Source organism: Haloferax sp. YSSS75 (assembly GCF_046764215.1).
In the GTDB taxonomy this organism is placed as follows: Archaea; Halobacteriota; Halobacteria; order Halobacteriales; family Haloferacaceae; genus Haloferax.
The window spans coordinates 2,625,019-2,649,208 of sequence record NZ_CP177206.1 but is presented as its reverse complement, the minus strand read 5'-3'; the positions used below and the strand labels follow the sequence as shown (position 1 = coordinate 2,649,208).

General features: G+C 62.9%; 20 protein-coding genes. 7 read left to right on the top strand and 13 right to left on the bottom strand.

All coding sequences use genetic code 11. The features are described 5' to 3' along the window. Positions 1–5: 5 nt before the first annotated feature. From ACK3R5_RS13845 to ACK3R5_RS13835, 3 genes are all read right to left on the bottom strand, one after another. Complete coding sequence (locus ACK3R5_RS13845) at positions 6–1,913, bottom strand: cation:proton antiporter (protein ID WP_411964643.1); 1,908 nt, start codon at positions 1,911–1,913, stop codon at positions 6–8. Positions 1,914–2,042: 129 nt separating this feature from the next. Further along, positions 2,043–4,046, bottom strand: coding sequence for an AMP-dependent synthetase/ligase (locus ACK3R5_RS13840; protein ID WP_411964642.1), 2,004 nt, complete (start codon positions 4,044–4,046; stop codon positions 2,043–2,045). 94 nt (positions 4,047–4,140) lie between these two features. Further along, entirely contained in the window at positions 4,141–5,049 is a 909-nt protein-coding gene (locus ACK3R5_RS13835; RefSeq protein WP_411967382.1) for an MBL fold metallo-hydrolase, read from the bottom strand. A gap of 113 nt (positions 5,050–5,162) precedes the next feature. On the opposite strand from ACK3R5_RS13835, the gene serS reads away from it, so the two are divergent. Continuing rightward, positions 5,163–6,548 (top strand): serine--tRNA ligase, encoded by a 1,386-nt coding sequence (gene serS / locus ACK3R5_RS13830; protein WP_411967381.1) that lies wholly within the window; start codon positions 5,163–5,165, stop codon positions 6,546–6,548. Between the two features lie 150 nt (positions 6,549–6,698). Here the strand turns inward: serS and ACK3R5_RS13825 are convergent, their stop codons facing one another. Next, the gene (locus ACK3R5_RS13825) at positions 6,699–7,046 is read right to left on the bottom strand and encodes a nuclear transport factor 2 family protein (RefSeq protein ID WP_411967380.1); all 348 of its coding nucleotides are present in this window, start codon (positions 7,044–7,046) and stop codon (positions 6,699–6,701) included. Between the two features lie 117 nt (positions 7,047–7,163). Between ACK3R5_RS13825 and ACK3R5_RS13820 the strand changes: the two genes are divergently transcribed. Next, positions 7,164–7,661: a DUF367 family protein gene (locus ACK3R5_RS13820; RefSeq protein ID WP_411967379.1), complete on the top strand. Its 498-nt coding sequence runs from the start codon at positions 7,164–7,166 to the stop codon at positions 7,659–7,661. Between the two features lie 65 nt (positions 7,662–7,726). On the opposite strand, the gene ACK3R5_RS13815 is transcribed toward ACK3R5_RS13820, so the two are convergent. Both ACK3R5_RS13815 and ACK3R5_RS13810 read right to left on the bottom strand, forming a co-directional pair. Next, positions 7,727–12,556, bottom strand: a complete 4,830-nt coding sequence (locus tag ACK3R5_RS13815; RefSeq protein WP_411967378.1) for a right-handed parallel beta-helix repeat-containing protein — start codon at positions 12,554–12,556, stop codon at positions 7,727–7,729. Positions 12,557–12,788: 232 nt separating this feature from the next. Then, positions 12,789–13,598: a helix-turn-helix transcriptional regulator gene (locus tag ACK3R5_RS13810; protein ID WP_411967376.1), complete on the bottom strand. Its 810-nt coding sequence runs from the start codon at positions 13,596–13,598 to the stop codon at positions 12,789–12,791. Positions 13,599–13,864: 266 nt separating this feature from the next. Between ACK3R5_RS13810 and ACK3R5_RS13805 the strand changes: the two genes are divergently transcribed. After that, positions 13,865–14,713 (top strand): hypothetical protein, encoded by an 849-nt coding sequence (locus tag ACK3R5_RS13805; RefSeq protein WP_411967375.1) that lies wholly within the window; start codon positions 13,865–13,867, stop codon positions 14,711–14,713. Positions 14,714–14,748: 35 nt separating this feature from the next. Here ACK3R5_RS13805 and ACK3R5_RS13800 read toward each other — a convergent pair whose 3' ends face one another. Then, entirely contained in the window at positions 14,749–15,111 is a 363-nt protein-coding gene (locus ACK3R5_RS13800; RefSeq protein WP_411967374.1) for a DUF5518 domain-containing protein, read from the bottom strand. A 145-nt stretch (positions 15,112–15,256) separates the two neighbouring features. Between ACK3R5_RS13800 and ACK3R5_RS13795 the strand changes: the two genes are divergently transcribed. Further along, positions 15,257–16,282 carry an NOG1 family protein gene (locus tag ACK3R5_RS13795; protein WP_411964635.1) on the top strand — a complete coding sequence of 342 codons (1,026 nt, stop codon included), beginning with the start codon at positions 15,257–15,259 and terminating at the stop codon, positions 16,280–16,282. 80 nt (positions 16,283–16,362) lie between these two features. Here ACK3R5_RS13795 and ACK3R5_RS13790 read toward each other — a convergent pair whose 3' ends face one another. The 3 genes from ACK3R5_RS13790 to ACK3R5_RS13780 all read right to left on the bottom strand — a co-directional run bounded on the left by ACK3R5_RS13790 (position 16,363) and on the right by ACK3R5_RS13780 (position 19,278). After that, the gene (locus ACK3R5_RS13790; RefSeq protein ID WP_411964634.1) at positions 16,363–17,100 is read right to left on the bottom strand and encodes an SIMPL domain-containing protein; all 738 of its coding nucleotides are present in this window, start codon (positions 17,098–17,100) and stop codon (positions 16,363–16,365) included. Positions 17,101–17,208: 108 nt separating this feature from the next. Further along, positions 17,209–18,513, bottom strand: a complete 1,305-nt coding sequence (locus ACK3R5_RS13785; RefSeq protein WP_411967373.1) for a TIGR00341 family protein — start codon at positions 18,511–18,513, stop codon at positions 17,209–17,211. A gap of 51 nt (positions 18,514–18,564) precedes the next feature. Then, a complete protein-coding gene (locus tag ACK3R5_RS13780; protein WP_411967372.1) occupies positions 18,565–19,278 on the bottom strand; it encodes a 5-formyltetrahydrofolate cyclo-ligase in 714 nt (237 codons plus the stop codon). Between the two features lie 143 nt (positions 19,279–19,421). Here ACK3R5_RS13780 and ACK3R5_RS13775 point away from each other — a divergent pair, with 143 nt between their 5' ends. Then, complete coding sequence (locus ACK3R5_RS13775; protein ID WP_411967371.1) at positions 19,422–19,898, top strand: GNAT family N-acetyltransferase; 477 nt, start codon at positions 19,422–19,424, stop codon at positions 19,896–19,898. Between the two features lie 14 nt (positions 19,899–19,912). Here ACK3R5_RS13775 and ACK3R5_RS13770 read toward each other — a convergent pair whose 3' ends face one another. After that, complete coding sequence (locus ACK3R5_RS13770; protein WP_411964630.1) at positions 19,913–20,575, bottom strand: helix-turn-helix domain-containing protein; 663 nt, start codon at positions 20,573–20,575, stop codon at positions 19,913–19,915. A 365-nt stretch (positions 20,576–20,940) separates the two neighbouring features. On the opposite strand from ACK3R5_RS13770, the gene ACK3R5_RS13765 reads away from it, so the two are divergent. Then, a complete protein-coding gene (locus tag ACK3R5_RS13765) occupies positions 20,941–21,270 on the top strand; it encodes a hypothetical protein (RefSeq protein WP_411964629.1) in 330 nt (109 codons plus the stop codon). A gap of 180 nt (positions 21,271–21,450) precedes the next feature. Next, positions 21,451–22,068, top strand: coding sequence for a GTP-binding protein EngB (gene engB / locus ACK3R5_RS13760; protein WP_411964628.1), 618 nt, complete (start codon positions 21,451–21,453; stop codon positions 22,066–22,068). 130 nt (positions 22,069–22,198) lie between these two features. Here engB and ddh read toward each other — a convergent pair whose 3' ends face one another. Together ddh and ACK3R5_RS13750 are read right to left on the bottom strand one after the other, a co-directional pair. Further along, positions 22,199–23,125 carry a D-2-hydroxyacid dehydrogenase gene (gene ddh / locus ACK3R5_RS13755; RefSeq protein WP_411967369.1) on the bottom strand — a complete coding sequence of 309 codons (927 nt, stop codon included), beginning with the start codon at positions 23,123–23,125 and terminating at the stop codon, positions 22,199–22,201. An 84-nt stretch (positions 23,126–23,209) separates the two neighbouring features. Continuing rightward, positions 23,210–23,980 carry a DUF3179 domain-containing (seleno)protein gene (locus ACK3R5_RS13750; protein ID WP_411967368.1) on the bottom strand — a complete coding sequence of 257 codons (771 nt, stop codon included), beginning with the start codon at positions 23,978–23,980 and terminating at the stop codon, positions 23,210–23,212. Positions 23,981–24,190 lie beyond the last annotated feature (210 nt).

Below are 24,190 nucleotides of genomic sequence, written 5' to 3'. Positions count from 1 at the left end.
CGGTGTTACTCGGGGTGGACGAGTTTCTGTGCAGTCCGAACCGCATCGCGTTCCCCGATTATCGTGATTCGGTCGCCCTCCTGGAGTGTGAAGTCTGCGTCGGGCACGTTCGTATCGCCGTTTCGCGAGACGAGTGCGACGAGACACCCACTGGGTAGTTCGGGGCCGACTTCGCGAATCGTCCGGCCGAAGAGGTCCTCGGCGGTGACTTCGACTTCCTGGACGTCGCCGGAGCGACCGATTTCGCCCATCCAGTTGGACATCGACGGCCGCTCGATGTAGTTGTCCAGCGCCTGTGCGGTGGCGATGGTCGAAGCGATAGTTCGGACGCCAAGTTCTTCGAACGCTTGGACGTTGTCGGGGTTGTTCGCCCGCGCGAGCACCTTCTCGGGTTCGAACTTCGAGTTGGCGAGTTGGGCGACGAGCAAGTTCACGTCGTCGTCACCGGTGGCGGCGACGACGACTTTCGCGTTGCCAGCGCCGGCCGACCGGAGCACCTCCGTATCGGCTCCATCACCGTGATGGACGGTAAAGCCCTGATTGCGGGCGATTTGGACTACTTCCTGGTCCTCTTCGATGAGGACCACGTTCTCTCCACGGTCTGCGAGGCGTTCGGCGAGCGCACGGCCCACTTTTCCGCCTCCGATGACGAGTACACGCATTGGAATGACGTCGAGGTATTCTGCTATTTGGCGAGCGAGGCCTGCTTCGAAGAGGACTGTCGTGAGGATGACGAGGAAGACGGTACCGACGAGAATCGAAGCGCTCTCGTTCAGCATGGCCGCCTGTTGGGTCATCCCCTCTGCGGCGAGTCGCGTCGCCTCCTCACGGAACGCGATGGCGAACAGCGTCGCGACGGACGCGGGGATGATACCGCGCGGGCCGACGAAACTCATGAAGAGCTTCTCGCCGCGGGTAAAGCGGTCACCTCTCGCCGAGACGAAGACGAGAAGCGGGCGGATGACGACTGCGACGGCCAGCACGATGGCGATACCGCCCAACCCGAGCGAGATGAGAACGTCGAACTCCAGTAACGCCGCGAGGGCGATGAAGACGAACGAGAGCACGAGCAACGTGATGTCGCCTTTGAACGCCGAGATGTCCTCTTCGTACGGGACTTCGGCGTTGCCGAGGAGGATACCCGCAGTCGCGACGGCGGCGATGCCTGCCTCGGTGGCGACGAAGTCCGCCGCCGCGTACGAGACGAGCGCCCCCGCGAGGACGAGCAACCGAGCGTTCTGCGGGGCGTTCCCGGGTGAGAGGTCCACGTACTGGAGCGCGTAGTAGAGCGTCCCGGCGACGACTGCCCCGACGACGACACCCACGCCGAGTCGCTCGGCGAACAGCGTCACGAGGGCGTTGGGGCTGCTGACGCCTTCGATGATGGCCTCGAAGATGACGACGGCGACGATGGCCGCCGTCACGTCGTTGACGATACCTTCGGTGTCGAGGGCAGCGCCCACCCGGTCACGCACCGGAACGACTTCGAGGATAGGTGCGATGACCGTCGGCCCGGTTGCGACGAGCAACGCCCCGACGAGGAAGGAGACGGCCCACGGTGCACCGAGCGCGTAGTGGACGACGAGTCCCGTCCCGATGAACGCGATGACCGCCCCCAACGTGACGAGGCGGAACGTCGCTGCTGGTGCCTCTCGGAGCTTGTCGATACGAAGGTGGAACGCGCCTTCGAAGACGATGATAGCGACAGAGAGACCGACGATAGCCTGTAGTGCGTTTCCGAACGAGTCGGGGGTGATGACGCCGAGTACCTCCGGGCCGAGCAAGATGCCGGCGGCGATGAGAAACACGACGCTCGGTATCCTAAATCGGTCCGAAAGCACCTGCGAGACGACGCCGATGCCGATGATTGCGGCAACGAGCGGGATGAGATTCGCTCCTCCTGCTGCGGCCACTTATCTCGCCTCCATTGATTCGGTTCATGTGGCGACGGAAGATAAAACCATACATCTCGGGCGGTATTTCCGGCGAAATGTAGAAACGTTCGTTTAGAATTCCGGAGAAAAAGTTTAATGTGTTCGATTCTACTGAGTCGCGGTCTGGTCGCTCCCCGTTCGTTCTTCGGTCCGGTGGTCCGACTCCTCGTAGATGAGCGACACCTCGTCGGCGTACCGGTCGAGGATGTTGCGACGTTTCTTCTTCATCGTCGGCGTCATCAGGTCGTTGTCTTCGGTGAACTCCTCGGGGACGATGCGGAACTGTTTGATCTGTTCGTACGTCTCGAAGTTCTCGTTGGCCTCGTCTATCTCCCGTTGGATACGTTCTTCAACCCTGTCGTCGCGACAGATGGCTTTGGGGTCGTCTGGCAGGTCGATTCCTTCGGCGTCGGCCCACTTCTCGATGCCCTCGAAACTCGGGACGATGAGCGCGGAGATGAATCGGTGGCCGTCGCCGAGCACCATACACTGTTCGACGACGGACGACGAGGCGAAGGCGTCCTCGATGGGGCCGGGTGCGACGTTCTTGCCCGTTGAGAGGACGATAATCTGCTTGGCTCGCTCGCGGAACGAGATGTAGCCGTCGGGCCGGAGTTCGACGATGTCGCCGGTGCGGAACCAGCGGTTCCCCTCCTCGTCGTCGACGAACGCCGCCTCTGTCTCCTCGGGGAGGTTCCAGTAGCCTTTGGTGACGTTCGGGCCGCGAACGATGAGTTCGCCGACGTCGCCGCCCGCGTCACCGGTCTGGTCGCCGACGACAGTCGTATCGAGTTGCACCTCGACGTCCTGAAGTGGATAGCCAATCGTCCCGATTTTCGGTTCTTCGGGTGGGTTGACCGTGATGACCGGCGACGTCTCGGTGAGGCCGTAGCCCTCGTAGATGGGGAGGCCCATCGCGTGATAGAGTGCACAGAGCTCTGCGGAGAGACTGCCGCCGCCACTGATGAAGAAGTCGAGGTTGCCGCCGAGTGCGTCGCGAACCTGCTGGAAGACGAGTTTATCGGCAATCCGGTGTTGCAGTTTGAGCGCGAATCCCGGCGACTCCGTCGTGTGGTACGTCTGGCCGACGCCGACGGCCCACTCGAAGATACGCTGTTTGACGGGCGATTCGCTCGCTTGCGTTCGAATCGCGTCGTAGAGTTTCTCGTACACTCGTGGGACGCTCGTCGCACTCGTCGGGCGGACGAGTTGGAAGTCCTCGCGGAGTGTGTCGGGACTCTCGGCGTAGGCGACGGACCCCCCCGCCGCGAACACCAGGAAGTGTCCTGCCATTCGCTCGAAGACGTGCGCCAGTGGGAGGAACGAGAGGCCGACCGTTTCGGTTCCGAAGACCGGCAGGTCACCCTTGTCGGGTCGCGGCCCGAACCGACGATACGCCTCGTTGACGTTCGACCGGAAGTTCCAGTGGGTGAGTTGGACGCCCTTCGGTTGGCCGGTGGTCCCCGAGGTGTAGATGAGACTCGCGAGGTCCTCCGGGTCGCGTTCGTCTAGCCACGACTCGTATTCGGCCTCGTCGAAGACGTCCTCGCCGCGTCGGTAGAGTTCGCCGAGCGACAGGATGTCGTCTCGGTCGTCGTACCCCTCGAACTCGTCGAAGACGACGATGAAACCGAGGTCGAGGTCGTCCTCGACGGCGACCACGCGGTCCAGCAGTTCCTGATTCTCCACGACGACGGCGTTCGCACCGGGGTCCGACAGCAGATACTGCACCTGCCGTTCCGACGACGAGGTGTAGACTGTCGTGACGACACCGCCGGCACCGAGGACGGCGAAGTCCGTCTGGGCCCACTCCATGCGCGTGTGCGCGAAGATTCCGACACGGTCGCCCGTCTCCAGTCCGAGGTCACGCAACCCGGCGGCGAGGTTCCTGACGACGTCACGCATCGACTCGTAGGTCAGGTCGCCGTAGTCGCCGGCGGGTGCCGCAGGCACGACGCCCTCGCCGACGAGACTCCTGTCGTATACCCCGCCCTTGTAGCGTTGTGCGATTCGCGAGGCGTTACGGCCCGCGCTCTCTTCGAACATTCGTGGGAGAGTCGTTCGTTCGATGACAGGGTCATCGAAAGCCGCCTCCGCGTCGCGCCAATCCATGTCCTGTTAGTTGCAATTCAACATTTAAAACTATGTACGTTCGGTTGGTTGAAAGCCCACAGTATCGGCTCGCCGGGGTGAGACGGGCGTTTCGCTATTCGCCGTCGCCGATGTAGTCGAGGTAACCGAGGACGCCGCGCGTGTTGAGACGCTCTTCGTCGTGGGCTTTTCGCACGCCCCACACGTCGTCCATCTGTGTGTTCTCGACGAAATGTCGAATGACTGCCTCGTCGTCGTCGAGTTCTTCACGCTTCTGGCGGATGGCTTCGACCCACTCGACGAGGACACGTTTGTACTCCTCTGCGAACGCCTCGGAGTAGGCATGTGGGCCGAAGTGGCCGAAACAGAGCATCTCGGGGGCGATGTCTTCGACGGTTCGCACGTCGTCGAGTGCCTTTTCGAGGTGGAACTGTGCGGGCGGCGACGTCTGGCGGAGCGTCTCGGACTTCGGTTCCCAGATACCCATCGCGTCGCCGACGAAGAGGACGTCGTCGGCGTCGTCGTGGAACATCACCTGATGGGGGGCGTGTCCGGGCGCGTGATAGACGGTGAGTGTCCGGTCACCGAGGTCGATTTCGTCGCCGTCGGTGAGCGACTCGACTCGGTCTTCCTCGATGGGGAGTGGTTCGTCGTAGAAGCGCCACTGGGATTCGACGGCGGCTTTCGTCCCTTCGACGAGGCGGGACGGGTCCACGAGGTGCGGGGCACCGATTTCGTGGGTCATCACGGTGGCGTCTGGATACCGCTCTGCGAGATAGCCCGCACCGCCGGCGTGGTCGAGGTGGACGTGCGTCGGCAGGATGTATTCTAAGTCGTCGACGCCGACTTCGTCGAGCATCCCGAAGACGTGTTCTCGGTCGGCGGCGATGCCGGTGTCGATGATAGCTGGTCGCTCGGCGTCGACGAGAAAGACCGACCCGTACATCTCGGTTTCGTACATTCCCGTATCGACGTAGTAGACGTCCGTGCTGTTCGGCACGGGTTCGACGTCGCCAATTGCCATAGTTGACGGCCGTCGTGGTGGGGCAAAAGCGTTCGGACGATAGTGACGGGTCGTCCCGCCTCCCACCCGACGATGCGATACGATTTTGCCGCCGGCCCCGGAATCACGGATTAATGATTGACAGGCAAGTGCTCCGCGACGAACCGGAGCGAGTCCGTGATGCACTCGCGGCACGCGGCAACGAGGGCGTGGACCTCGACCACATCCTCGACGTGTACGACGAGTGGCGCTCGCTGAAAGCCGAAGGCGACAACCTTCGACACGAGCGCAACGAGGTCAGCCAGAAGATTGGCCAGTTGAAACAGGAGGGCAAAGACGAGGAAGCACAGGCCGCTATCGACCGGTCGGGCGAACTCAAAGACGAACTCCAGACGCTCGAAGAGCGAACTGCTGACCTCGAATCGGAACTCGACGAGGCGCTTCTCGAACTCCCGAACGTCCCGCACGAGTCGGTTCCGGTCGGTGCCGACGAATCGGACAACGAGGAAGTCCGTCGCGTCGGATTCGACGACCTGCGCCCCCTGCCGGACGAGGTGACGCCCCACTACGAACTCGGCGAGAGCCTCGACATCATCGACGAGGCGCGCGCTGCGAAGACGACGGGGTCGGGCTTCTACTTCCTGAAAGGCGAGGGCGCGATGCTCGAACACGCGCTCATCCAGTTCATGCTCGAGGTCCACCGCGAACAGGAGTACGTCGACCTGTTCCCGCCGATTCCGATAAACAGCACCTCGATGACCGGCACCGGGCAACTCCCCAAGTTCGCGGACGACGCCTACCGCATCGGCGGGTCGGAGACCGAGAACTACGAGGACGACGACCTGTGGCTCTGTCCCACCGCAGAGGTGCCGGTGACGAACATGTACCGCGACGAAATCCTCCTGAAAGACGACCTGCCGCTGAAGCATCAGGCGTACACGCCGAACTTCCGCCGCGAGGCGGGCGAACACGGCACCGAGACGCGCGGTATCGTTCGCGTCCACCAGTTCAACAAGGTCGAACTCGTCAACTTCGTCGAACCCGAGGAGTCGTACGACCGCCTCGAAGCCCTCGTCGACGAAGCGGCCGAAGTGCTCGACAGACTCGGCCTGCCGTATCGCGTCCTCTCGCTCTGTACGGGTGACCTCACCTTCGCGTCGGCCAAGACGTACGACCTCGAAGTGTGGGCACCGGGTACCGAGTCGGACGACGCACCCGAGGGACTGGGTGGCCGCTGGCTCGAAGTCTCGTCGGCGTCGAACTTCGAAGACTTCCAGGCACGCCGTGCGGGCCTGCGCTACCGCCCAGAGCGTCACGAATCGGCCGAGTACCTCCACACGCTCAACGCGTCGGGAACCGCCGTCGGCCGAATCATGGTCGCTCTCCTCGAATACTACCAGAACGAAGACGGTACCGTCGACGTGCCGGAACCCCTCCAGCCCTACATGGGTGGCCGCGAGGTCATCGAAGGCCACGAACCGGTCGGTGAGGCGGCAGTCGGCGCGGGCAAGAAAGACTGAACCACGCTCTGCTGACCTTTCTCCTCACGCTGTAGCAGTTCCTCTCACGCGGTGTGACGAACGTCCGTCCCCACGACACTGGCGACGATACCTAACTGTCGGAGAGTGCGAAACAGGTCGGGGGCGTCGGCCGTCTTCGACTCGCCCATCTCAGTTCGGCGAGCGAGTGAACGTCTTCAACTCGGAAATCTTCCCGTCACGGGCGCGAAAGCGGTCCAGAAAGACGAACATCTCGTCGCCGGTGCTGTCTTCGAGATGGCCACGGACGACGATTTCGTCGTCGGATTTCGACTGGATGTAGCGGTCGATGACGTGCGTCGTCTCCTTCTGCGGTCGCTCGTCGCGCATGAACGAGACGAACTCGTCCCGCCCGTCGAGCGTCATATCTCCCCGGTGCTGGATGAACTCCGGGTCGAGGATGTCCCGAAGCGACTCGTATCCGTGTTCGTCTATCGCCGTGTAATACTGCCGTGCGAGATACGTGGCGTCGGGATGCACACCGGTATATCGTCTTCTAGCTAGAAGAACCCCCCGACGGAATCCATTTTTGTCTCACCCCGACCCGGTACCACCCGCCTTCGGGACGCTTTTCTCTTGGACCCACCTACGCCGGGTGTGGACCTGCACGTTCGATACGAGGGTGACGACGACCCGAAGAAGTGCACGGCGAAGAAACTCGAACGGTTCGACATGGCCGCCCTCCACGGGTCGGACCGGGCGACACCCTACGGCGTCGTGCTCAACCCGCACGCGGAGCAGGCGCTGTCGCCCGCCGACAAAGACAGCGGCGCACTCGTCGCACTCGACTGCTCGTGGGAGTCCGCCGAGGAGGCGATGTTCTCACTCCCCGGCGAGCATCGGGCACTCCCGTATCTCGTCGCCGCCAACCCGGTCAACTTCGGCCGCCCGATGCAACTGACGACTGTCGAAGCACTCGCGGCGGCGCTCGTCATCTTCGGCGAGAAACCACAGGCCGAGGAGATTCTCTCGAAGTTCCGCTGGGGACACACCTTCCTCGAACTCAACGAGGAACCGTTACGACGGTACTCGGAGTGCGCCGATTCGACGGAAGTCGTCGAGATTCAGCGCGAGTACCTCGAACGCGGCGAGTGAGTAAATCGGCCGGCCAATCTATTGGTCGCCCGCTGTAATCGCCGCGGTCATCGCAGTCGCCCAGGTCATTCTCTCCGACGAGGCCGGCCGACGAGCGCGAGCACGAGCAACGCGAGCACGGTGAGACTGACCGTGAACCCCGGTGCGCGAGTGTCAGTCGTGGTCTCTCGAATGGCCGCCGGTTCGTCGGTAGTCGGGGGCGGCGTCGACGTCGCAGTCTCAGTCAGGGTCGTTTCGGGTGTGGCAGTGGGTGACGTCTCCGGTGACGGAGTGGGGGTCGCAGTTTCGGTCGGCGTCGGTGTCGACGTCGCGGTGACGTCCGCCGAACCGCCCGACTTTGACCGGTCACTGTCGCCGTCGTTGTCGTCGTCGCTGTGGTCGTTGTCGTCGTTACTCACGTCGTTGCTGTCGTCTTGTGACGACGAGCTAGTCGTCGCAGATTCGAGGTCACCGGCACCGACCACGAAGACGGAGAGTCCGGGTGACGTGGCCTCGAAGACGTACGCAGAGGACGTTTCCCGAGCGAGCGACGTAGACAGCGCCGTCGGTGACCCATCGACGTACCGGTAGACGGTCACGTCGCTGGCAGTGAGTCCCGTGCCGACGAATCGAGCCTTCTCGACGACGAACCTGAACTCGACCGAATCGGTCGACGAATCGTTCACGGAGTGGTTGACGTCGATGTAGGCGAGCGATATCCCACCGGGTGCCAGTTGGAGTGGCGACGTTCCGTCGGGCGACGATTCGCTGCCGGTGACGTTCAGCGTGAAGTTCCCGCCGTCTGTCGTCAGCACCATACTCTGCAGCGTCGTGTTGTTCACTTCGGAGACGGGGTGGTCGCTGCCGCCGACGAGCACGGGTTCGCCCGAACTCGCGTTCGACACCGACGCGTCGAACTGTCCGTTCGTCGTCACCTGCTGGACGACTGACCCACTGACCTCGACGGTGTACCAGTCGGTCGAGTTGCTCACGTCGCCGTATTGCGACTCACTGGTCGCGTTCGCCGCGTAGTCGTACGCACCGTCGACTATCGGTGCGGTCAGTGTCGTCGTCGTCGTCCGCATCTCTCCGGGTGCGATGTGGTGGTTCGCACCGAACATCGTGGTCCCAGTCGCCGAATCGTCGACGTCGTAGTCGGTGTAGACCACGTCGTCACCGTTCCACAGTTCGTATCTGACGGCGACTTCCTCGCCGGGGTCGACGGTCACACTCTCCGCCCGATTCGAGAACGTACACGTCGACTCGTCGGTCGGGTCCGGACAGGCCGAAAGCGCCTGTACGTTCACGTCGAGGAGCATCCCCGCCGGTCGGAGCGTCTGATAGTTATGGATGTCGAGGTCACCGGGGTCGTTGACCATCCGCGTGGAGTTGGCGCGTCGTCGCGCGTCGCGATACCACGCGTGGGCGTACTCCCTCGCCGGGTCGTCGAACAGCAGTCGGGTCTCGACGGTGGACGAACCCAGCGGCGGTGGAACCTGAAACTCGTAGTAGCCGTACTCGTCGGTGGTCGTCGTGGCGAATTCGGTCGACGACCCGGGGCCGTCGTGGCGGTAGAGCGTCACCTCGATGCCCTCGAGCGCGTGGCTCTGTTCGTCGAGTGCGACCCCAGAGACCTGTGTCGTGGGTGCGGGTTCGAGACGCGTGCCGTAGAGCGAGCGAACGTCGCCGACGGTGCCGTTCACCGTGTCTGCCGTCGCCTTACTGCTCTCGTTGAACTCCCACTCGGTCAGGTAGTGGCCGCTCTCGTTCCGGTAGCGAATCTTGACCGAGACGTTCGACTCGCCGGTCGGTGGGTACACCGCCCCCGACCAGTAGCCGTACTCGTCAGTCCGCCAGTTCGTCCACTCGCGATAGGTTCCCGTCCCGTCGTCGCGGAAGACGGTCACGAGCACGTCTTCGAGGGCGTCGTCCTGTTCGTCGTAGACCGTCCCCTGATAGCTGACGGCCACGTCGGCTATCGATGGCATGGTGGCGTCGACGTTCGGCAGCACCCAGCCAGTCTCCGCCGAGATGACCTCCGCGTCGGCTACCTTCGTCGCGTTCCGCCAGTACGTGGTCGCATACTGACCGTCTGGGTCGACGAACTTCACCTTCAAATCGATAGACGTCTCGCCGTCCAGTACCGGCACCGTTGTCTCGTACTCCCCGTTCACATCGGTGTACGTAGACGCCGACTGGTACTGCTCGAACGCTCCGGTCGAATTCGCGCGGTAGACGACCACGAGCACGTCTTCGAGTCGGGTGCCGTCTGTCGTGTCCACGACGCCGCTGACTGTCACCTCGTTTCGGTCGAGTTCCTGGTCGACGTACAGGCCGCTACCGACCGCGACCGTGCGCGCCTCCGCATCACCCTTCGTCCGGGCGGGGGTCGACCCCGTCTTGTTCCACTCCCTCGCGTACGTCCACGTCGGGTCGGTAAACCGGAGTTTGGCGGTGACGCTCCCATCGCTCGAATTCACGGGCCTGACGTTGATGTCGTAGCTTCCGTTCGTGTCCGTCGTCTCTGTCGTGTACTCGCGGAACGTCCCGGTTCCATCGTCACGGAACACCGTCACCTCGATACCCGACAACGGGTCGCCGCTCTCGTTCGTCACGGTTCCGAGATACCGACCGGTGACGTCGTCTTCGACCGGGAGCGTCTCGCTGACGAACCGAGTCTCGCCGTCGGGGACCGAGACCACCGTCGCGCCCGTCTCGACTACTGCGTCGTCGTAGTAGCGGGTTGCGTAGACGTCGTCGGGGTCGACGAATTTCACCTTCACGTCCACGCTCGACTGTCCCGAAGGCACGTCGACGACGGTGCTGTATCGTCCTTCGGAGTCGGTCCCGACGCTCGGTTGCTGGACGAACGTCCCGGTGCCATCGTCGCGGGAGACGACGACGAGTAACCCGTCGAGCGGGTCACCGGACTCGTTCGTCACCCACCCGGAGATGCGGGCGGTGCCCTGTGACGGCGTCGAGAGGGAGACGAGAGTCGCGTTCAGGTCGGTGCGCTCACCGCCGACCGGCACGGTGACCGCCTCGGCAGTCTCTGTGCTCTGTTGGTCGTGCCAGACGGTCGTGTAGACGCCAGCAGGGTCGCGATACCTGAGTTTGACGCCCACGTCGGTGTCCGTCGGGTCGACGGGTTGTACGTCGATGGCGTAGTTGCCGTTCGCGTCCGTCGTCTCGGTCGTCCACTCGGTGAACGTCCCGGTGCCGTCGTCGCGGTAGACGGTCACGTCGACACCCGAAAGCGGGGTTCCTGCCTCGTTCGTGACTGTTCCACCGACCGTGGCGGTGTCCACCGCAGCGAGTTGTGCATCGATTCCGGTCTCGACGGTACCTGCGGAGACGGTGAGCACGGTTGCCGACGCCTTCGTGGCGACGTCGTCGTACCACTCGGCCTGATAGCCGGTGTCGCTGAACTCGACCTTCAGGTCGGCCGACCCGCTCGATGCGTCGATTCCGTCGATACTGTACGTGCCGTCCGACTTCGTCGTCCCGGTGGTGACCTGTACGAAGTCGGTGCCGTCGTCGCGGTAGACCACTACGTCGACTCCCGACAGCGCCGACCCGGAGGCATTCGTGACCGTCCCCTGAACCCCCGCCGTCTCGGGGGCACTCGTCCCCGGTTCGGTGGTGAGCGGCGACGAGCAGTCGACCTTACCGACACACTGTCCTGCCAGTGGGCCACCTGACTGCCCCCACCAGTTGTCGGTGGCGTCGCCGGTGGGCCGGTCCGTTGCCCCCTTCGTCGCGTTGATGCCGCCGTTGGTATTTCCGGTAATCGAGGAGTTATCGACGACCCACGCGCCCTCCGTGTATTCGGCTTTAATCGCGTATCCGCCCCGGTAGTCGCCGTTGTTCTCGATGGTTGAGTTGGCGATTCGCCAGTTCCCGGTGGTGTCAGTCGTCCAGATACCGTCCCGACTGTTTTCGACGACGGTGACGTTCTCGATGCGGAAGTCGTCGGAGGCGCTCGGGACGTAAATCCCCGAGTCGTAGTTACTCGCCACGAGACTGTCGCGGATGGTCCAGTTCCCGGTGAGACCCGCTCCGTTCCCGATGCCAGAACCGCTGTTGTTGGCAATCGTCGCGTTGTGGACCGTCCAGTCGCCACTGAAACTCCCAGCGAGGTTGATTCCGTAGAACCCGTTGTACCGCGCGGTGTGGTTTCCAATCGTCCACGCGTTGCCGTCGTGCAGGGTGTACACCCCGTTCTCGTTGTCGTTGGTGGTGGAGTCGAGAATCTGCCAGTTCGCCGTCGACTGTCCGGCGCGGATGCCGGCATCCTGGTTCTCGGAGGCGTTCGACGCGCGAATCGTCCACGCGCCCGTTCCCATGTAGGTGCCAGCCTCGATTCCGTCGTCGCCGTTTCGGAACGCATCGACTCGGAGAATCGTCCACGCAGTCGACGTGCCCGCCACGTCGATACCGTCTTCGGCGTTGTCTCGGACAGTCACGTCGCGAATCGTCCACCCTCCTGCGATGGACGTCTCACTGGCATCGTCGTAGCTCTCACCCGCCGACCCCCCGACAGTGATGCCGTCGCCGTACCGTTCGATCGTGAATCCGTCGATGAGGAGCCCTGTCGACAGTGTCGGGTCGACGGTGATGCCGGTACTCGCAGAGCCGAACGTCGAGCCGTTCAGTGTCGCCCCACTGGGTGCCACGAGCGTGACGTTCGTGTCGACGGCCACCTGTTCGCGGTAGACACCGGGACGGACTTCGACGGTATCACCATCGACTGCCGCGTCGACGGCCGCCTGAATCGTCGTGTAATCGCCGCCACCCGCGGCGTCGACGACGTGAGTCGTCCCCGCTGCCGAAACCGGTGTCACGACACCCCCGAGAGACGTGAGTTGCGCGACGAGGAGGACGGCGACGATGCCGTACACGCTCAGCTTTCGCATCGACCCACCACCACGACACCAGTCAGCAGTTCTGGTTCGAGCGTCGGCACCGGCCGATATTCCGTGCCCCCTTTCACCGCCAGGTGGCGGTATCTTCCCCACCGGAAGACGTTCTCGTTCATGTACATGTCCCGGACAGGGGGATAATGAACTCACCCCGTGACCGTTCGTTCACCCCGTGAACGGCCGGTCAGCGTCCTGCGATTCCCTCCGAACGAACTCCGTCTCGGTGTTATCGTGTCCCGGAACCAGACGAAAACGCAGTCGCTGGAAGTTCGTCTCCTCGCTCCTGTTTGTCCTCGAAAAATTCGTCCGCCCACTGGCGGACGATTTCGTCCGAAGACTCGACGACGCCCACGGGCAGTCCATTACCGATGAGTCCCAGGACGACTACGCCGTCGAGGATGCAGAGTGTCATCGGTGGGACGTCGTTCTCGATTTCGAACACCGTCACACGACCCGTCTCCACCATATCTCGCATCATCGCCGCGAGGTCTGACCGCTCCACGATGGTCGAGACGACGCGCTCTGTGAGGACGAGTTCCATCTGTTGTCCGTTCTCGACGACTGCGTCCCGGTTCGCAGAGACAGTCGAGATAGAGACACCGGGCGAGAAAATCCGAGAGACAGAGGCGTCACGAACCAGTGCGTCCATCCGGTCGAGGGGCGTGATGACGTGGTCTTCCTGAGGGAGGGTCACCCGTGCGTCTGCGAGTCGGTCGAGACCGAATCCCAATGCGTCTGTCGGCAACCACTCCTGTGCGCCGTCCAATCGGTACGTCGCCCGAATCGTGTCGAGGAGGCACGTGAACTCGACGGCGATGGTCTCACCTGCCTCTGTCGTGGTGTACGTGGCCCCTTCTTGTTCGACCCAGCCTCGGTCTTCGAAATCTCTGAGAATCCGTCTAATCGTTCCCTTCGACGCGTCGACGCTGGACGACAGTTCGTCTCGCGACGTGGGGCCGGACGCGAGGACGTCGAGCGCAGCGACTCGATTCGACGACCCTGCTAAAAACCGGGCGTCTTCGAGCGCTTCGTCCATAATCCGGGAACTGTGGGAGAGCTGAAAAGTATTCTGTCAACAATCTAAACGCTGGGTGTAGATTGCGACGGCACGGCTGTGCTCCCCGTCGACCCACGGACCAACTGCGCCTGCGAGTGAGTCAGTCGGCCAGCGGGCGCTGATTGGTTGTGTCGTTCTTCCCTGGGTTTGACGAGCGTTGCGTGCTGTACATCGCGGACGTATCCTCCAAATCGAGAGGTATACCTGCGTGTCAGTGGAAGAATATGTATGGGACGTAGCGGACGATGAGCGATTGGCGAGTCGAACTTCGACGCGGGTTGGACACCGCTGTCCACGACGACAGAGTCCTCCCCGTCACTCGATGGGTCGCACGTATCATCGTCCCGTTTCTGGCTGCGGCGTTTCTGGTCCTGTACGGGTTTCCAACTCGGACCACCGAACTGTTCGCGTGGACGATTCGCCCCGAGATGACGCCCATCATCATGGGTGCTGGGTACGGTGCAGGCGTGTTCTTCTTCTATCGGGTTTCGACAGCCGACGAGTGGCACACTGTCGCCCCAGTCTTCCTCGGTATCACCACGTTCACGTGGTTCATGGCAATCGCCACTGTGCTCCACTGGGAAAATTTCAACCACACTCACGCCACGTTCGCCCTCTGGGTCTTCCTCTACGCGGTGACACCTGTGCTCGTTCCCGCTGTGTGGGCACTCAATCGCCGGACCGATACTGGCGAATTGGGGGCTGATGACGTCCGTCTTCCACGAACTGTCCGTGTTCTGGGTGGTGGCCTCGGACTCGTCGTCACAGTCAGTGCCATCGTCCTGTTCGTCGCCCCGGACCTGATGATTGGTGTCTGGCCGTGGACGGTCTCACCGTTGACCGCTCGGATTTTGGCAGGGTGGTTCGCGCTCTTCGGTGTCGTGAACGGCGCTGTCGTACTCGACGAGCGGTGGAGTGCTGCTCGGATACTGGTCCAAAGCGAGTTGCTTGGCTTCTCGTTGGTACTGGTCGGTGTCGTCAGAGTCTGGGACAACTTCGACACGTCGAACGTGCTGACGTGGGGTGTCGTCGGTGGGATGATACTATACCTGGGTGCGACACTGGCGCTGTATCTCGGGATGGAGCGCCGGTGACGTCGGCTCAGAAATCAGATACTGTGGGCGCTGTATTACCCCTTCACCCACGCCCCGACGGCCCCTCCGATGGCGCTGTCGATGGCAAAGAGGAGGGTCAGGATGACCCCGAGGACGAACACGCCGAGTCCACCGAAGAGACTCCCGAGTGGACCACCTGCGAGTCCGAGGACGCCGCCGAGCAGTGCCGCAAAGAGGCTCACGACGATTCCGGAGATGGACCCGGCGACGAGACCGTTCCACGCGCCGTTTCCGAGGCTCCCCCCGGCGAGATAGCCCGTGGCGAATCCGCCGATGAGTCCCGCACCGATTTGTCCGACGATAGGGATGGCGAGTCCACCGGCACCGATGACGAGCATGACGACGAATCCGACGCCGACGGCTTTCCAGTCAGTCATACACCGGGATACCTCGTCACCACGTAAGAACCTCGTGGCGGGTTGCCGGCGCGTCTTGCGAGTGCATTGCACGCCTAATTCACCTCACGAGGCGTCGAAACCCAAACGAACGCGCTTTTACGCCTCCGCCCTGTAGCGGAGTACAATGATTTTCGAGTCTCTCCCGACCACGCCCCGGTCGGACGAACTCATCGACAAGGCCTTTTCGCGGGCCGCACGCTCGGGGCGAGCGAAGCAGAACAAATTGGAGGCTCAACAGTCGATGCTCCAGACGGCGTCGAACATCCTCTCGGACAACCTCGAGAACGTCGTCGTCGAGTGGCCGGACTTCGAACTCGTCGACCCGTTCTACGGCGAACTCGCCGACGCCGTCGTCGCGCAGACGGTGCAGGGCTACGAGACGGACACCGGCGAGAACATCAACGGTGTCAACGCGATTCGAAAGAGCCTCTCCGAAATCATGTGGGCTTCGCGGCAAATCGACAACATCGCGCGCGAGTACCAGCCGAAACTCCGCAAGACCGACGCTGGCCTCGCCCGCAAGCACCGCAAACAGGCGTTCGCTCGCATGGCGAGCGTCGTCGAAGAAGTCGAAGACGACTTGCTCTTCGTCGGTGCGGCCCGTGACGCACTGAAGAACCTCCCCGACATCCGCCCCGACGAACCCGCTATCGTCGTCGCTGGCTACCCCAACGTCGGGAAGTCGTCGTTCGTCAACCGGGTCACCCGCGCGTCGAACGAGATTGCGCGATACCCCTTTACGACCAAGGGCGTCCAGATTGGGCACTTCGACCGTGACCGCATCCGGTACCAGATTATCGACACCCCCGGTCTGCTCGACAGGCCCGAAGACGAGCGAAACGATATCGAGCGACAGGCCGTCAGCGCGCTCGAACACCTCGCAGACGCGGTCATCTTCGTCGCCGACGCGAGTGGCGAGTGTGGCTACCCCGTCGACTCGCAACTCGAACTCCGGGACGCGGTGAAAGCGCGGTTCGAAGAGCGCAACATCCCCGTCCTGACCGTCTGCAACAAGAGCGACCGCTCGACCGACATGGAGGCAGACCTCTACATGAGCGTCGAGACGGGCGAGAACGTCGATGCAGTTCTCGACGCTGCGGCGGACGCCATCGGGTTCGAACCCGACATCCCGCCGTCGCGCAACGAGTAAGCAGTCTAATTTTCGAGTTCGAGAAAGTGGAGGGCCGAAGTGGATTCGGTTCGGTCAGCGGGTGAGTCGTTCGTTCGCCTCTATTCGGCCGTGTAGACCATCTGGACCGTCGCCGAGACGGTCACCGGACCGGGCGTGAGTTCGGTCGGGGCACCGGCACTGCCGGCGCGGGCGTCTTCAGCGTACGCGACGGGGTACGGACCGGGTGAGTACCCACCACCGACGTTCGCCGTGTGGACGCCGGTGATTCGCAGGTCGGCGGCGGTGGCGACGGTTTCAGCGTCTGCCTCGGCCGACTCGACGGCCTTCGTCAGCGCTTCGCTCCGGAGTTCGGCGCGCTTCTCGTCGGTCAGCGTGAAGAACACGCCGCGAATCTCGTCGGCACCGGCGCCGACAGAGAGGTCGATGACTTCACCGGCACGGTCGGGTGCGACTTCGACGGTGAGGCTGTGGGCGGCGCGGTAGCCGACGAGTTCGCGCTCGTCGCCGCCGTAGTTGTACTCGGGGTAGATGTGGAACCCGGTGCTCTGGATGGCGTCTTCTGCGATGCCGGCGTCAGTCAGCGCGGCACGGACCGCGGCAACGTCTTCGGCGACGACGCCACGGGCCTCGTCGGCGGAGTCGGCGGTGTGCGTCACTGCGATGTTGACGACAGCGAGGTCGGATTCGGCGGTGACTTCGCCGGTTCCCGTCGTCGAGATGGTCGTCGCGTCGATTCCGCCGTCAGTCTGGGCCGTGGTCTGAAGCGGTGCAGAGAGACACCCGGCGAGGAGAACGAGACTCGCGAGGAGGAGTGGGCCGATGATTCGTCGTTTCATACCACTAGAAGGGCAGATGAGATATTGAACCCGCGCTAGAGACAAAGAGTCACTGTACCCTTCCAGTCCGGCGGTTCGGCGGGTGTGAATTCACGACGGGTGGGCGTGTCAGTCGGCGACGCCGATGTACCGCACTTCCACCGTCACCTCGTCTGTCGCCCACGGCGAGAGGGGTTCGGGAGCGACAGCGTTCACTGCGTCTGCGAGCGCTGGTTGTACCTGTGGCGGGTCTTCCTGCGGGTCGTATCCGACGGTGACGACGACGTGTGTGGGTTCCTGAAGCGGGCCGGTGTCGTGGCGGATGTCGAGCGCCAAGAGGTGGGCGTTCGAGTCCGCGAGGACGTCTTCGATGGCGTCCTGTGCGTCACTCTGGAACCCCGCGTTGCGGTACGTCGTGTACGTGACTGCGCCGAGGAACGACGACAACACGAGCAGTCCCATCCCGAGGACGACGATTCGGTAGAGGGTCGTTCGTCTGGCCTCACTCTGGCGAATCCAGTGTTCTGGCTGGTAGCCCTGCTGCCAGAGGACGGCGATGGCGACGAAGTTCACCGAGAGGATGTTCACCAACACGAGAATCGCCGACCCGACGATTGCCTCGGGTGCTCCCCACGCGATACCGATACCGACGACTGCCGTGGGCGGAATCAACGCGGCGGCAATCATGACGCCGACGAGCGCAGTCGAGACACCGGTCGACAGCGAGATTGCACCTGCGGCACCGGCCCCCAACGCGATGACCAACGAGAGGACGTCCGGGGCGAGTCGTTCGTCCACCTCTGGAATCTGCAGGACTTCCGAGACGGAGAGCGGGACGGCACCGCTCTCTTTGAGGACGAAGGCGAACACCGCTGCCGACCCGATGGCAAAGACGCCGCCGATTGCCTGTAGGCGGACGCCTCTGACGAACATCTCGTCGTCGTCGACGACGGTGCCGACGCTGGCGGCCATCGCCGGGCCGACCAGTGGTGCGATGACCATCGACCCGACGACGACTGCCGGCGAATTGAGGAGCAACCCAGCGGTCGCGACGAGCGCCGAGATAATCGTCATGGCGACGTACGTCGGAAACGACGGCGCGAGGTCTGCCGCCTTCGACGCCAACTCCTCGCGGGCGATTCGGTCGTCGTTCTCTTCGTCTTCTCTGTACTTCTCGACCAACGCGTCGAACCGCTTGGACGCCACCGTCTCGGCGTTTACCACGACGGTGTAAGCGTCGCGTTCGACACCCGCGTCTCGCAGTCGTGACAAGACGGGTTCGACCGCCTCTTTCGGGAGTGGGAAGGTGACGACGGCGACGAAATCTCTGCCAGAACTCTCGTCGGAGACGGCGTAATCGACGCCTTCCTCGTCGAGGGTCCGCAGGACCGTCTCGCGTTTTCCGGCCGGCACTAGCACCTGTACGAGTCGCACGCTCACACGTCGCTCCGGGCGGTGAAATAAGCAGGGGGCGTTCGGGTCCGGTTAGCGGGGCCGAAGTCGCTGGAGGACGGGCATCTCTGCTATCTGTTCGTCCGAGAGTTCGGCCCAGTCGATGCCGGACGGCCGTGGATACAGCGTCTCGGTGCGAATCGTTCGCTCGGGCGTGACCACGAGGTCCATCGGCACGTCGTGGGCGTCGGGTTCGGGCGCGTCGTCGTGGACCTGCAGTTCGTGGACCGTCGTCGCGATTGTCGTCGTCTCGTCGACGACGCCGAGGCCCTGAAGAATCGCGAATTCGAGGTCGCTGAAGCCCTCTCCCTTGCCGATTCGGGCACCCTGTTCTGTGACGGCGACAGACCCCGAGACGACGAAGTCGATGGTCGGCACCTCGTCTGGACCGACCTTGTCCGCGTACTCCTCGACGTGCGAGACGGTGGGTGCGCTATCGAGTGCGTCGCTGTCGAGACGCGCGGGGTCAAGTTCGTAGAAACAGTTCTCGTCGCGCAGACGCGGGACGGCCATGTAGACGGTCTTCCCCTCACGAAGTGCACGCCGTCTCACGGGAAGTTGCGGCGCATCCGGGTTCGCCTTCACCGTCCTCGCATCCGCCCACGCCGCCGTCTCGGCGAGTCTGTCTGCCGCCGTCGCCGCGTCGGCGAAGTTCGGGATTCGGCCGTGCGGTGGGAACGGAAACCGCGCCTCGCCCGACGCTTCGAGTTCGTCCCACACTGCCGTTCTGAGGTCTGCCTTCTCCATCGGTCGGTGGCGGGTCCTACTCCGAGTGGGCGGAATACTCTTGTCACTCTCTGCGTGTAGATGTTTTTCCGATTACGAGTAAGGTTTTATGCGAGGTATAAACGCGCGAAACAATTTTGCAGTCTCTCCACGAATGGGTTCGTATGTTCGTCCGGACTGCGAGAGAGACTGACGTATCGGACATCGCCCACATCTTCACCAGTCGGTGGGGAGACGTGGCAGGAGGTGCCGTCTCGGTCGGAGAGGGAGACACCGTCTCCGAGACGCGGTTCGACGTGACGCGTCTCCAGCGTGACATTCGGCAGGCGGACGAACACGGATGGGTCGTCGCCGTCGACGACGACGCAGTCGTCGCGGCTGCCGGTGGTGACCTGGTCGGAGACGAGTCTGGCGAGGTGTTTTCTCTCCACGCGCATCCGGACGTACAACTGACCGACGCCGGGACGGCGGTGCTACAGACGATTACCGCCCAACAGGTCGTCGCGGGCGCACGAGAACAGTACGCGACGTGTCTACCCCACGACGACGAGGCGCTGTCGTTCTTCAGCGAACACGGGTTCGAAGTCGTCTCCGAAGACACCGGGAGCGGTGGGGCGATTCGTCTCGTCCGGCGTATCTGACTGGCCGAGCGAATTTATTCGAAGTCGGCGGCAGACCGAGAGAGGAGCACCTTCCGGAGAACGGTGTCGGCACCGCGTCGAATCCGCTCCGACGCGGCCTGTGGACTGATTCCGAGTTCGTCAGCGACGTCTTTGAGCGTCGTCCGCCGTGGCACCTCGAAGTATCCACCTTCGACTGCCGCCACGAGGGCCTCCTGTTGCTGTGGCGTGATGTCGAAGGTGTAGACGCCCGTCTCTTCTTCGGTGAGTGAGTAGATTCGCTCGACGTGGAAGTCGATTCCTTCGTTTCGACAGAGGTTGTGGAATTCGGTGAGTCCCGTGTGGTCGTTGAACCGCAGGCGAAACATCCACGGCGAGTTCCCGTGCGCTTCGAGGATGGTCGCCTCACTGTTCGTGAGAATCGTCGTGAGACTAGAGACGGTGTCCCCCCAGTAGACGTGGTAGAGGACTCGGTTACCGACGCGGGCCACCGCAGACAGTTGCTCGACGAGTTTGTCCTCTCGCACCGCCTGTTCGAACCCGTCGAAGTCCGAGCCTCTGGCCCAAAAGAACGGCATCACGTCACCACCGGTCGGGACGACACGCTCGAGTTCGATGTGCATATCCCCCGTCACGGCGGTCACGCGCCCAAGGTCGAAGTCTTCGGGTTTAATCGTCAACTCCACGACTACTGCCATTCGTGCCGTAGTTCTCTACACAGAGGCTTAAAACAGTGGTTGCGGATATCCAGATTACTGACCCCCCTTGAATGGCAGTAGTGTGAAAGCACAACGAGAATAGAACTATGCTAGTCAGGAACACGTGGGGAAGTGAGCGTGACTACACTCAATTATCGACAGTCGTTCGCAGGATGTCAGTGCCGTGGGGGTGCTGTCGCGGACGACGCTGTCTCGAACGGGGGCAGTCAGAAACGAACCCGACAGACGGTATCGTCTCGACGGTTCGTGGCGGACCCCCCGTGCCATGCCATCGACGGGCGTCGTGTTTCGGCGTCTTCCGAACGCCCGATGAACCCTCTCTGGACGAAGTGGGGGCTGTGACGATGGCAGTGTCCGCTAACCCCCGCCTCGACGAGGCGTTCGACGTCCTCAGGAACGTCCATCGACGCCGATTACTCTACAATCTGCGTGAAGGACGTGTCGAACGCCTCGGTGGGGCGACACGGGTCGTTGCCGATGGTGGCGTCAACGACCACACGCAACTGGAGGTGGAACTCTACCACCTTCATCTCCCGAAACTCGACAGTGCCGGGTACGTCTCGTGGGACCGAGAGAGTGGTGCCATCGAAACGGGCCCTCAGTTCGAGGAGATAGAACCCTTACTCGACCTGATGGAGAACCACGCAGACGAGTTACCAGACACGTCTGCGTAGGGTGGGAGTCGCCGGACGCTGACACACGAGTCGGTCCGTCGCGGTGGTGCTCCCGACTCGCGTCTTTCGTTCAGTTCTCACCGGTGAGTCTCACTCGTGTCTCTCCTCGGCGAGCCTTGACCGGAATCTCTGTCTGGTCGTTTCCGTCTCCCTTATCTGTCGTGATAGCAAACACCGGGTATGTTCGAAGACCGACCGAATCGCGACGAAATCATTCTCGTCGGCCGGTCGAACGTGGGCAAGTCCACCTTGATGCGAGAGTTGACTGGCCACAGCAAGTTCACGACGGGCAAGAAACCGGGTGTCACCCGCAAGCCCAACCATTTCGACTGGACGGCAGAGAAGTTCATGTTCACCGACCTCCCGGGGTTCGGCTTCATGTCGGGCGTCGACGCCGACACCCGCGAGGCCATCAAGACCGATATCGTCCGCTACATCGAAGAGAACGCCGACGACATCCTCGCGGCAGTCCTCGTCGTCGACGGCAAGAGCGTCGTCGATATCATCGACCGTCACACCACCGACGACTCGATTCCGCACGACGTGGAGATGTTCTACTTCCTCGACGAACTCGAGATTCCGACCGTCGTCGCGGTGAACAAGATGGACAAAGTCGGTGACCGTGACGAACGACTGAACGAACTCTGTGACCGTCTCGGGTTGTTCCCGCCGTGGAAGCAGTGGCGGAACGTCATCGCCCCCATCACCGCGAAGCGCGGCGACATCTCGAACCTCGAAGACGCGCTCCGAACGCACCTCCACGAACAGGGGCGCGACGACCTGTTCAAGTTCGTCTGAGGCCGTTTTTGGCGACCGGTTGAACGTGGGTGCGTCGAACCGAACGACTCTCGGCGTCGAATCCGACGACCCACGGGTTTCGAACCTGACGACCCGTCTCGGCGACGCGTTCAGACGATACGGTTCGAGTTCAGACGATACGGTTCATCATCGAGTCGCCGGCCCGGACGTTGCTGACGTTCTCGCTGACGAGGCCGGCGATGTCCTCGTGATACTTCCCCGTTGCTGGACTCACGTGGGGGGTGAGGAGCACCTCGTCGAAGTCCCACAGTGGCGAGTCTTCGGGGAGCGGTTCTTTTGTGAACACGTCCAACGCAGCGCCAGCGATTGCGCCGTCGCGGAGTGCCGAGACGAGGTCCGACTCGTCGGCGACTTCTCCACGCGAGACGTTAATCAGGTAGGCGTCTTCACGCATCGTCTCGAACTCGGGTGCGGCGAACATCCCTTCCGTCTCTCGGGTCAGCGGCGTCGCCAACGCGACGAATCGAGCGTCTTCGATTGCGGTGTGGAGTTGGTCGGGCGTGTAGACCACCGAGACGTTCTCGACGGGGTCACCCGACCGCCGCACGCCGACGACGTCCATTCCGAGCGCCGCCGCCCGGTCTGCGATACCCCGGCCGAGTGTCCCGAGGCCGACGACGCAGAGTCGCTCGTTCTGGAGCGTGAACGACTCGTCGTAACTCGGGCGTCGCCACTCGTGGTCGAATTGAACGTCGCGATAGGTGTGGAGTCGACGGGCGAACGAGAGCATGTAGCCAGCGACAGTCTCCCCGATTGTCGTCCCGTGGATGCCGGTGCTGTTCGTGAAGACAGTCCCCGCTTCGTCGTAGACGCCGACGGGGAACTCGTCGTACCCAGAGCGGACACCGTGGACCCAGTCGGCGTCGAGGAACGTGTCTCGGTGACCGAACGTGACGACGACGTCTCCCGGCCCGAACTGTTCGTCGTCGTCGACGAGTTCCACCGGGATACCGGTGTCTTCGAGTGCGTCGACGAGTAGCTGTGGTGGCATGACTTTTCCCACCGACTCGTGTACGGCGAGTCTATCGAGGTCCATATTCGACCGTCACACTGATACACGAAGGAACTTGCGCCACCATTGTTGGGGGGCGTTCTCCCGCTCCGTCGGACTCACCGCCGACTACGCCGTCTTCGACCACGGCGGCGGGAGCAGTGCATCCGTCTCGGGATGTTCGGCACGCCACTCACCCCACGTCGTCACCGTCGACGGGAGGATGCGCAACTGCTCGCCCGACTGTGACCCGCAGATTGCCTTCGCCAGCATCTGACTCCAGTAACTCCCCGTCGCCTCGTCGTAGAGCACGAGATTCCCCGAGTTTCGAACCTCCGCCTCGCCGGACGACGCCGACGCACCGAACGTCCGCCCCGCTTCGACACTGGCGAACCCATAAATAGCAGGAGGCTGCCAGAGATGCCCGGAGACCTGAAATAGCGCTTCGACGCCAGCGACGCGACGCTCTGCGACCATCCCCGACTGGCAAATCGGGCAGTACGTCACGAGCACCGGGTCGCCACCGAGGGTGTCGTTGACCACCTCGTGCCACCAGAGGATAGAAAGCGGGTACGCGCGGGCCGACCCCTGTCTTTCCACCCCGACGATGTAGGCGTCCGCTGAGAGACCCGGGCCGACTTCGTAGCCGAAGCGGTACTTCTCTGCGACGGCCAATCCATCCCAGTTTGGGCCGACTGCCGGTTCGAGGACGGCCTCGATGCCGATGAATGGATTCGGCGGGTCGCCACAGACGGTTCCGGGGAAGCCGTGGACGACCACTGGGTCCGGGTTCTCCGGCGCGGCAAAGCCGGCGATTGGCGGTCGAACGCTCCCCTCGATACACCCTGCGAGGCCGGCAGTCGCGCCTGTGAGGAGTCCGAGGAATGCCCGTCGGTCCATACGTCACGTCGGGTCGGCGATAGGGTAACGACGACGGAGTCGTGCGTTCGGTTCGCACGCTGTGTCGGTGGCGAGAGCCATCTCTCTGCCTCGTCGCTGTCGCTCACGGTCGAAACTCCGTCCACCGTCAGCAGGTGGGTTCCGAACGGTGCAGTCGCTCTGGGGATAGTAAGATGGTGGCTCAGGAATAATCCATCATCACAAGGGGCT

Coding starts and splice junctions, on each gene's coding strand:
- ACK3R5_RS13790 (WP_411964634.1), bottom strand. CDS start 17,100: ATGAAACGACGAATCATCGGCCCACTCCTCCTCGCGAGTCTCGTTCTC.
- ACK3R5_RS13800 (WP_411967374.1), bottom strand. CDS start 15,111: ATGACTGACTGGAAAGCCGTCGGCGTCGGATTCGTCGTCATGCTCGTC.
- ACK3R5_RS13810 (WP_411967376.1), bottom strand. CDS start 13,598: ATGGACGAAGCGCTCGAAGACGCCCGGTTTTTAGCAGGGTCGTCGAAT.
- ACK3R5_RS13765 (WP_411964629.1), top strand. CDS start 20,941: ATGGCAGTGTCCGCTAACCCCCGCCTCGACGAGGCGTTCGACGTCCTC.
- ACK3R5_RS13840 (WP_411964642.1), bottom strand. CDS start 4,046: ATGGATTGGCGCGACGCGGAGGCGGCTTTCGATGACCCTGTCATCGAA.
- ACK3R5_RS13805 (WP_411967375.1), top strand. CDS start 13,865: ATGAGCGATTGGCGAGTCGAACTTCGACGCGGGTTGGACACCGCTGTC.
- ACK3R5_RS13835 (WP_411967382.1), bottom strand. CDS start 5,049: ATGGCAATTGGCGACGTCGAACCCGTGCCGAACAGCACGGACGTCTAC.
- serS (WP_411967381.1), top strand. CDS start 5,163: ATGATTGACAGGCAAGTGCTCCGCGACGAACCGGAGCGAGTCCGTGAT.
- ACK3R5_RS13815 (WP_411967378.1), bottom strand. CDS start 12,556: ATGCGAAAGCTGAGCGTGTACGGCATCGTCGCCGTCCTCCTCGTCGCG.
- ACK3R5_RS13750 (WP_411967368.1), bottom strand. CDS start 23,980: ATGGACCGACGGGCATTCCTCGGACTCCTCACAGGCGCGACTGCCGGC.
- ACK3R5_RS13795 (WP_411964635.1), top strand. CDS start 15,257: ATGATTTTCGAGTCTCTCCCGACCACGCCCCGGTCGGACGAACTCATC.
- ddh (WP_411967369.1), bottom strand. CDS start 23,125: ATGGACCTCGATAGACTCGCCGTACACGAGTCGGTGGGAAAAGTCATG.
- ACK3R5_RS13780 (WP_411967372.1), bottom strand. CDS start 19,278: ATGGAGAAGGCAGACCTCAGAACGGCAGTGTGGGACGAACTCGAAGCG.
- engB (WP_411964628.1), top strand. CDS start 21,451: ATGTTCGAAGACCGACCGAATCGCGACGAAATCATTCTCGTCGGCCGG.
- ACK3R5_RS13770 (WP_411964630.1), bottom strand. CDS start 20,575: ATGGCAGTAGTCGTGGAGTTGACGATTAAACCCGAAGACTTCGACCTT.
- ACK3R5_RS13775 (WP_411967371.1), top strand. CDS start 19,422: ATGTTCGTCCGGACTGCGAGAGAGACTGACGTATCGGACATCGCCCAC.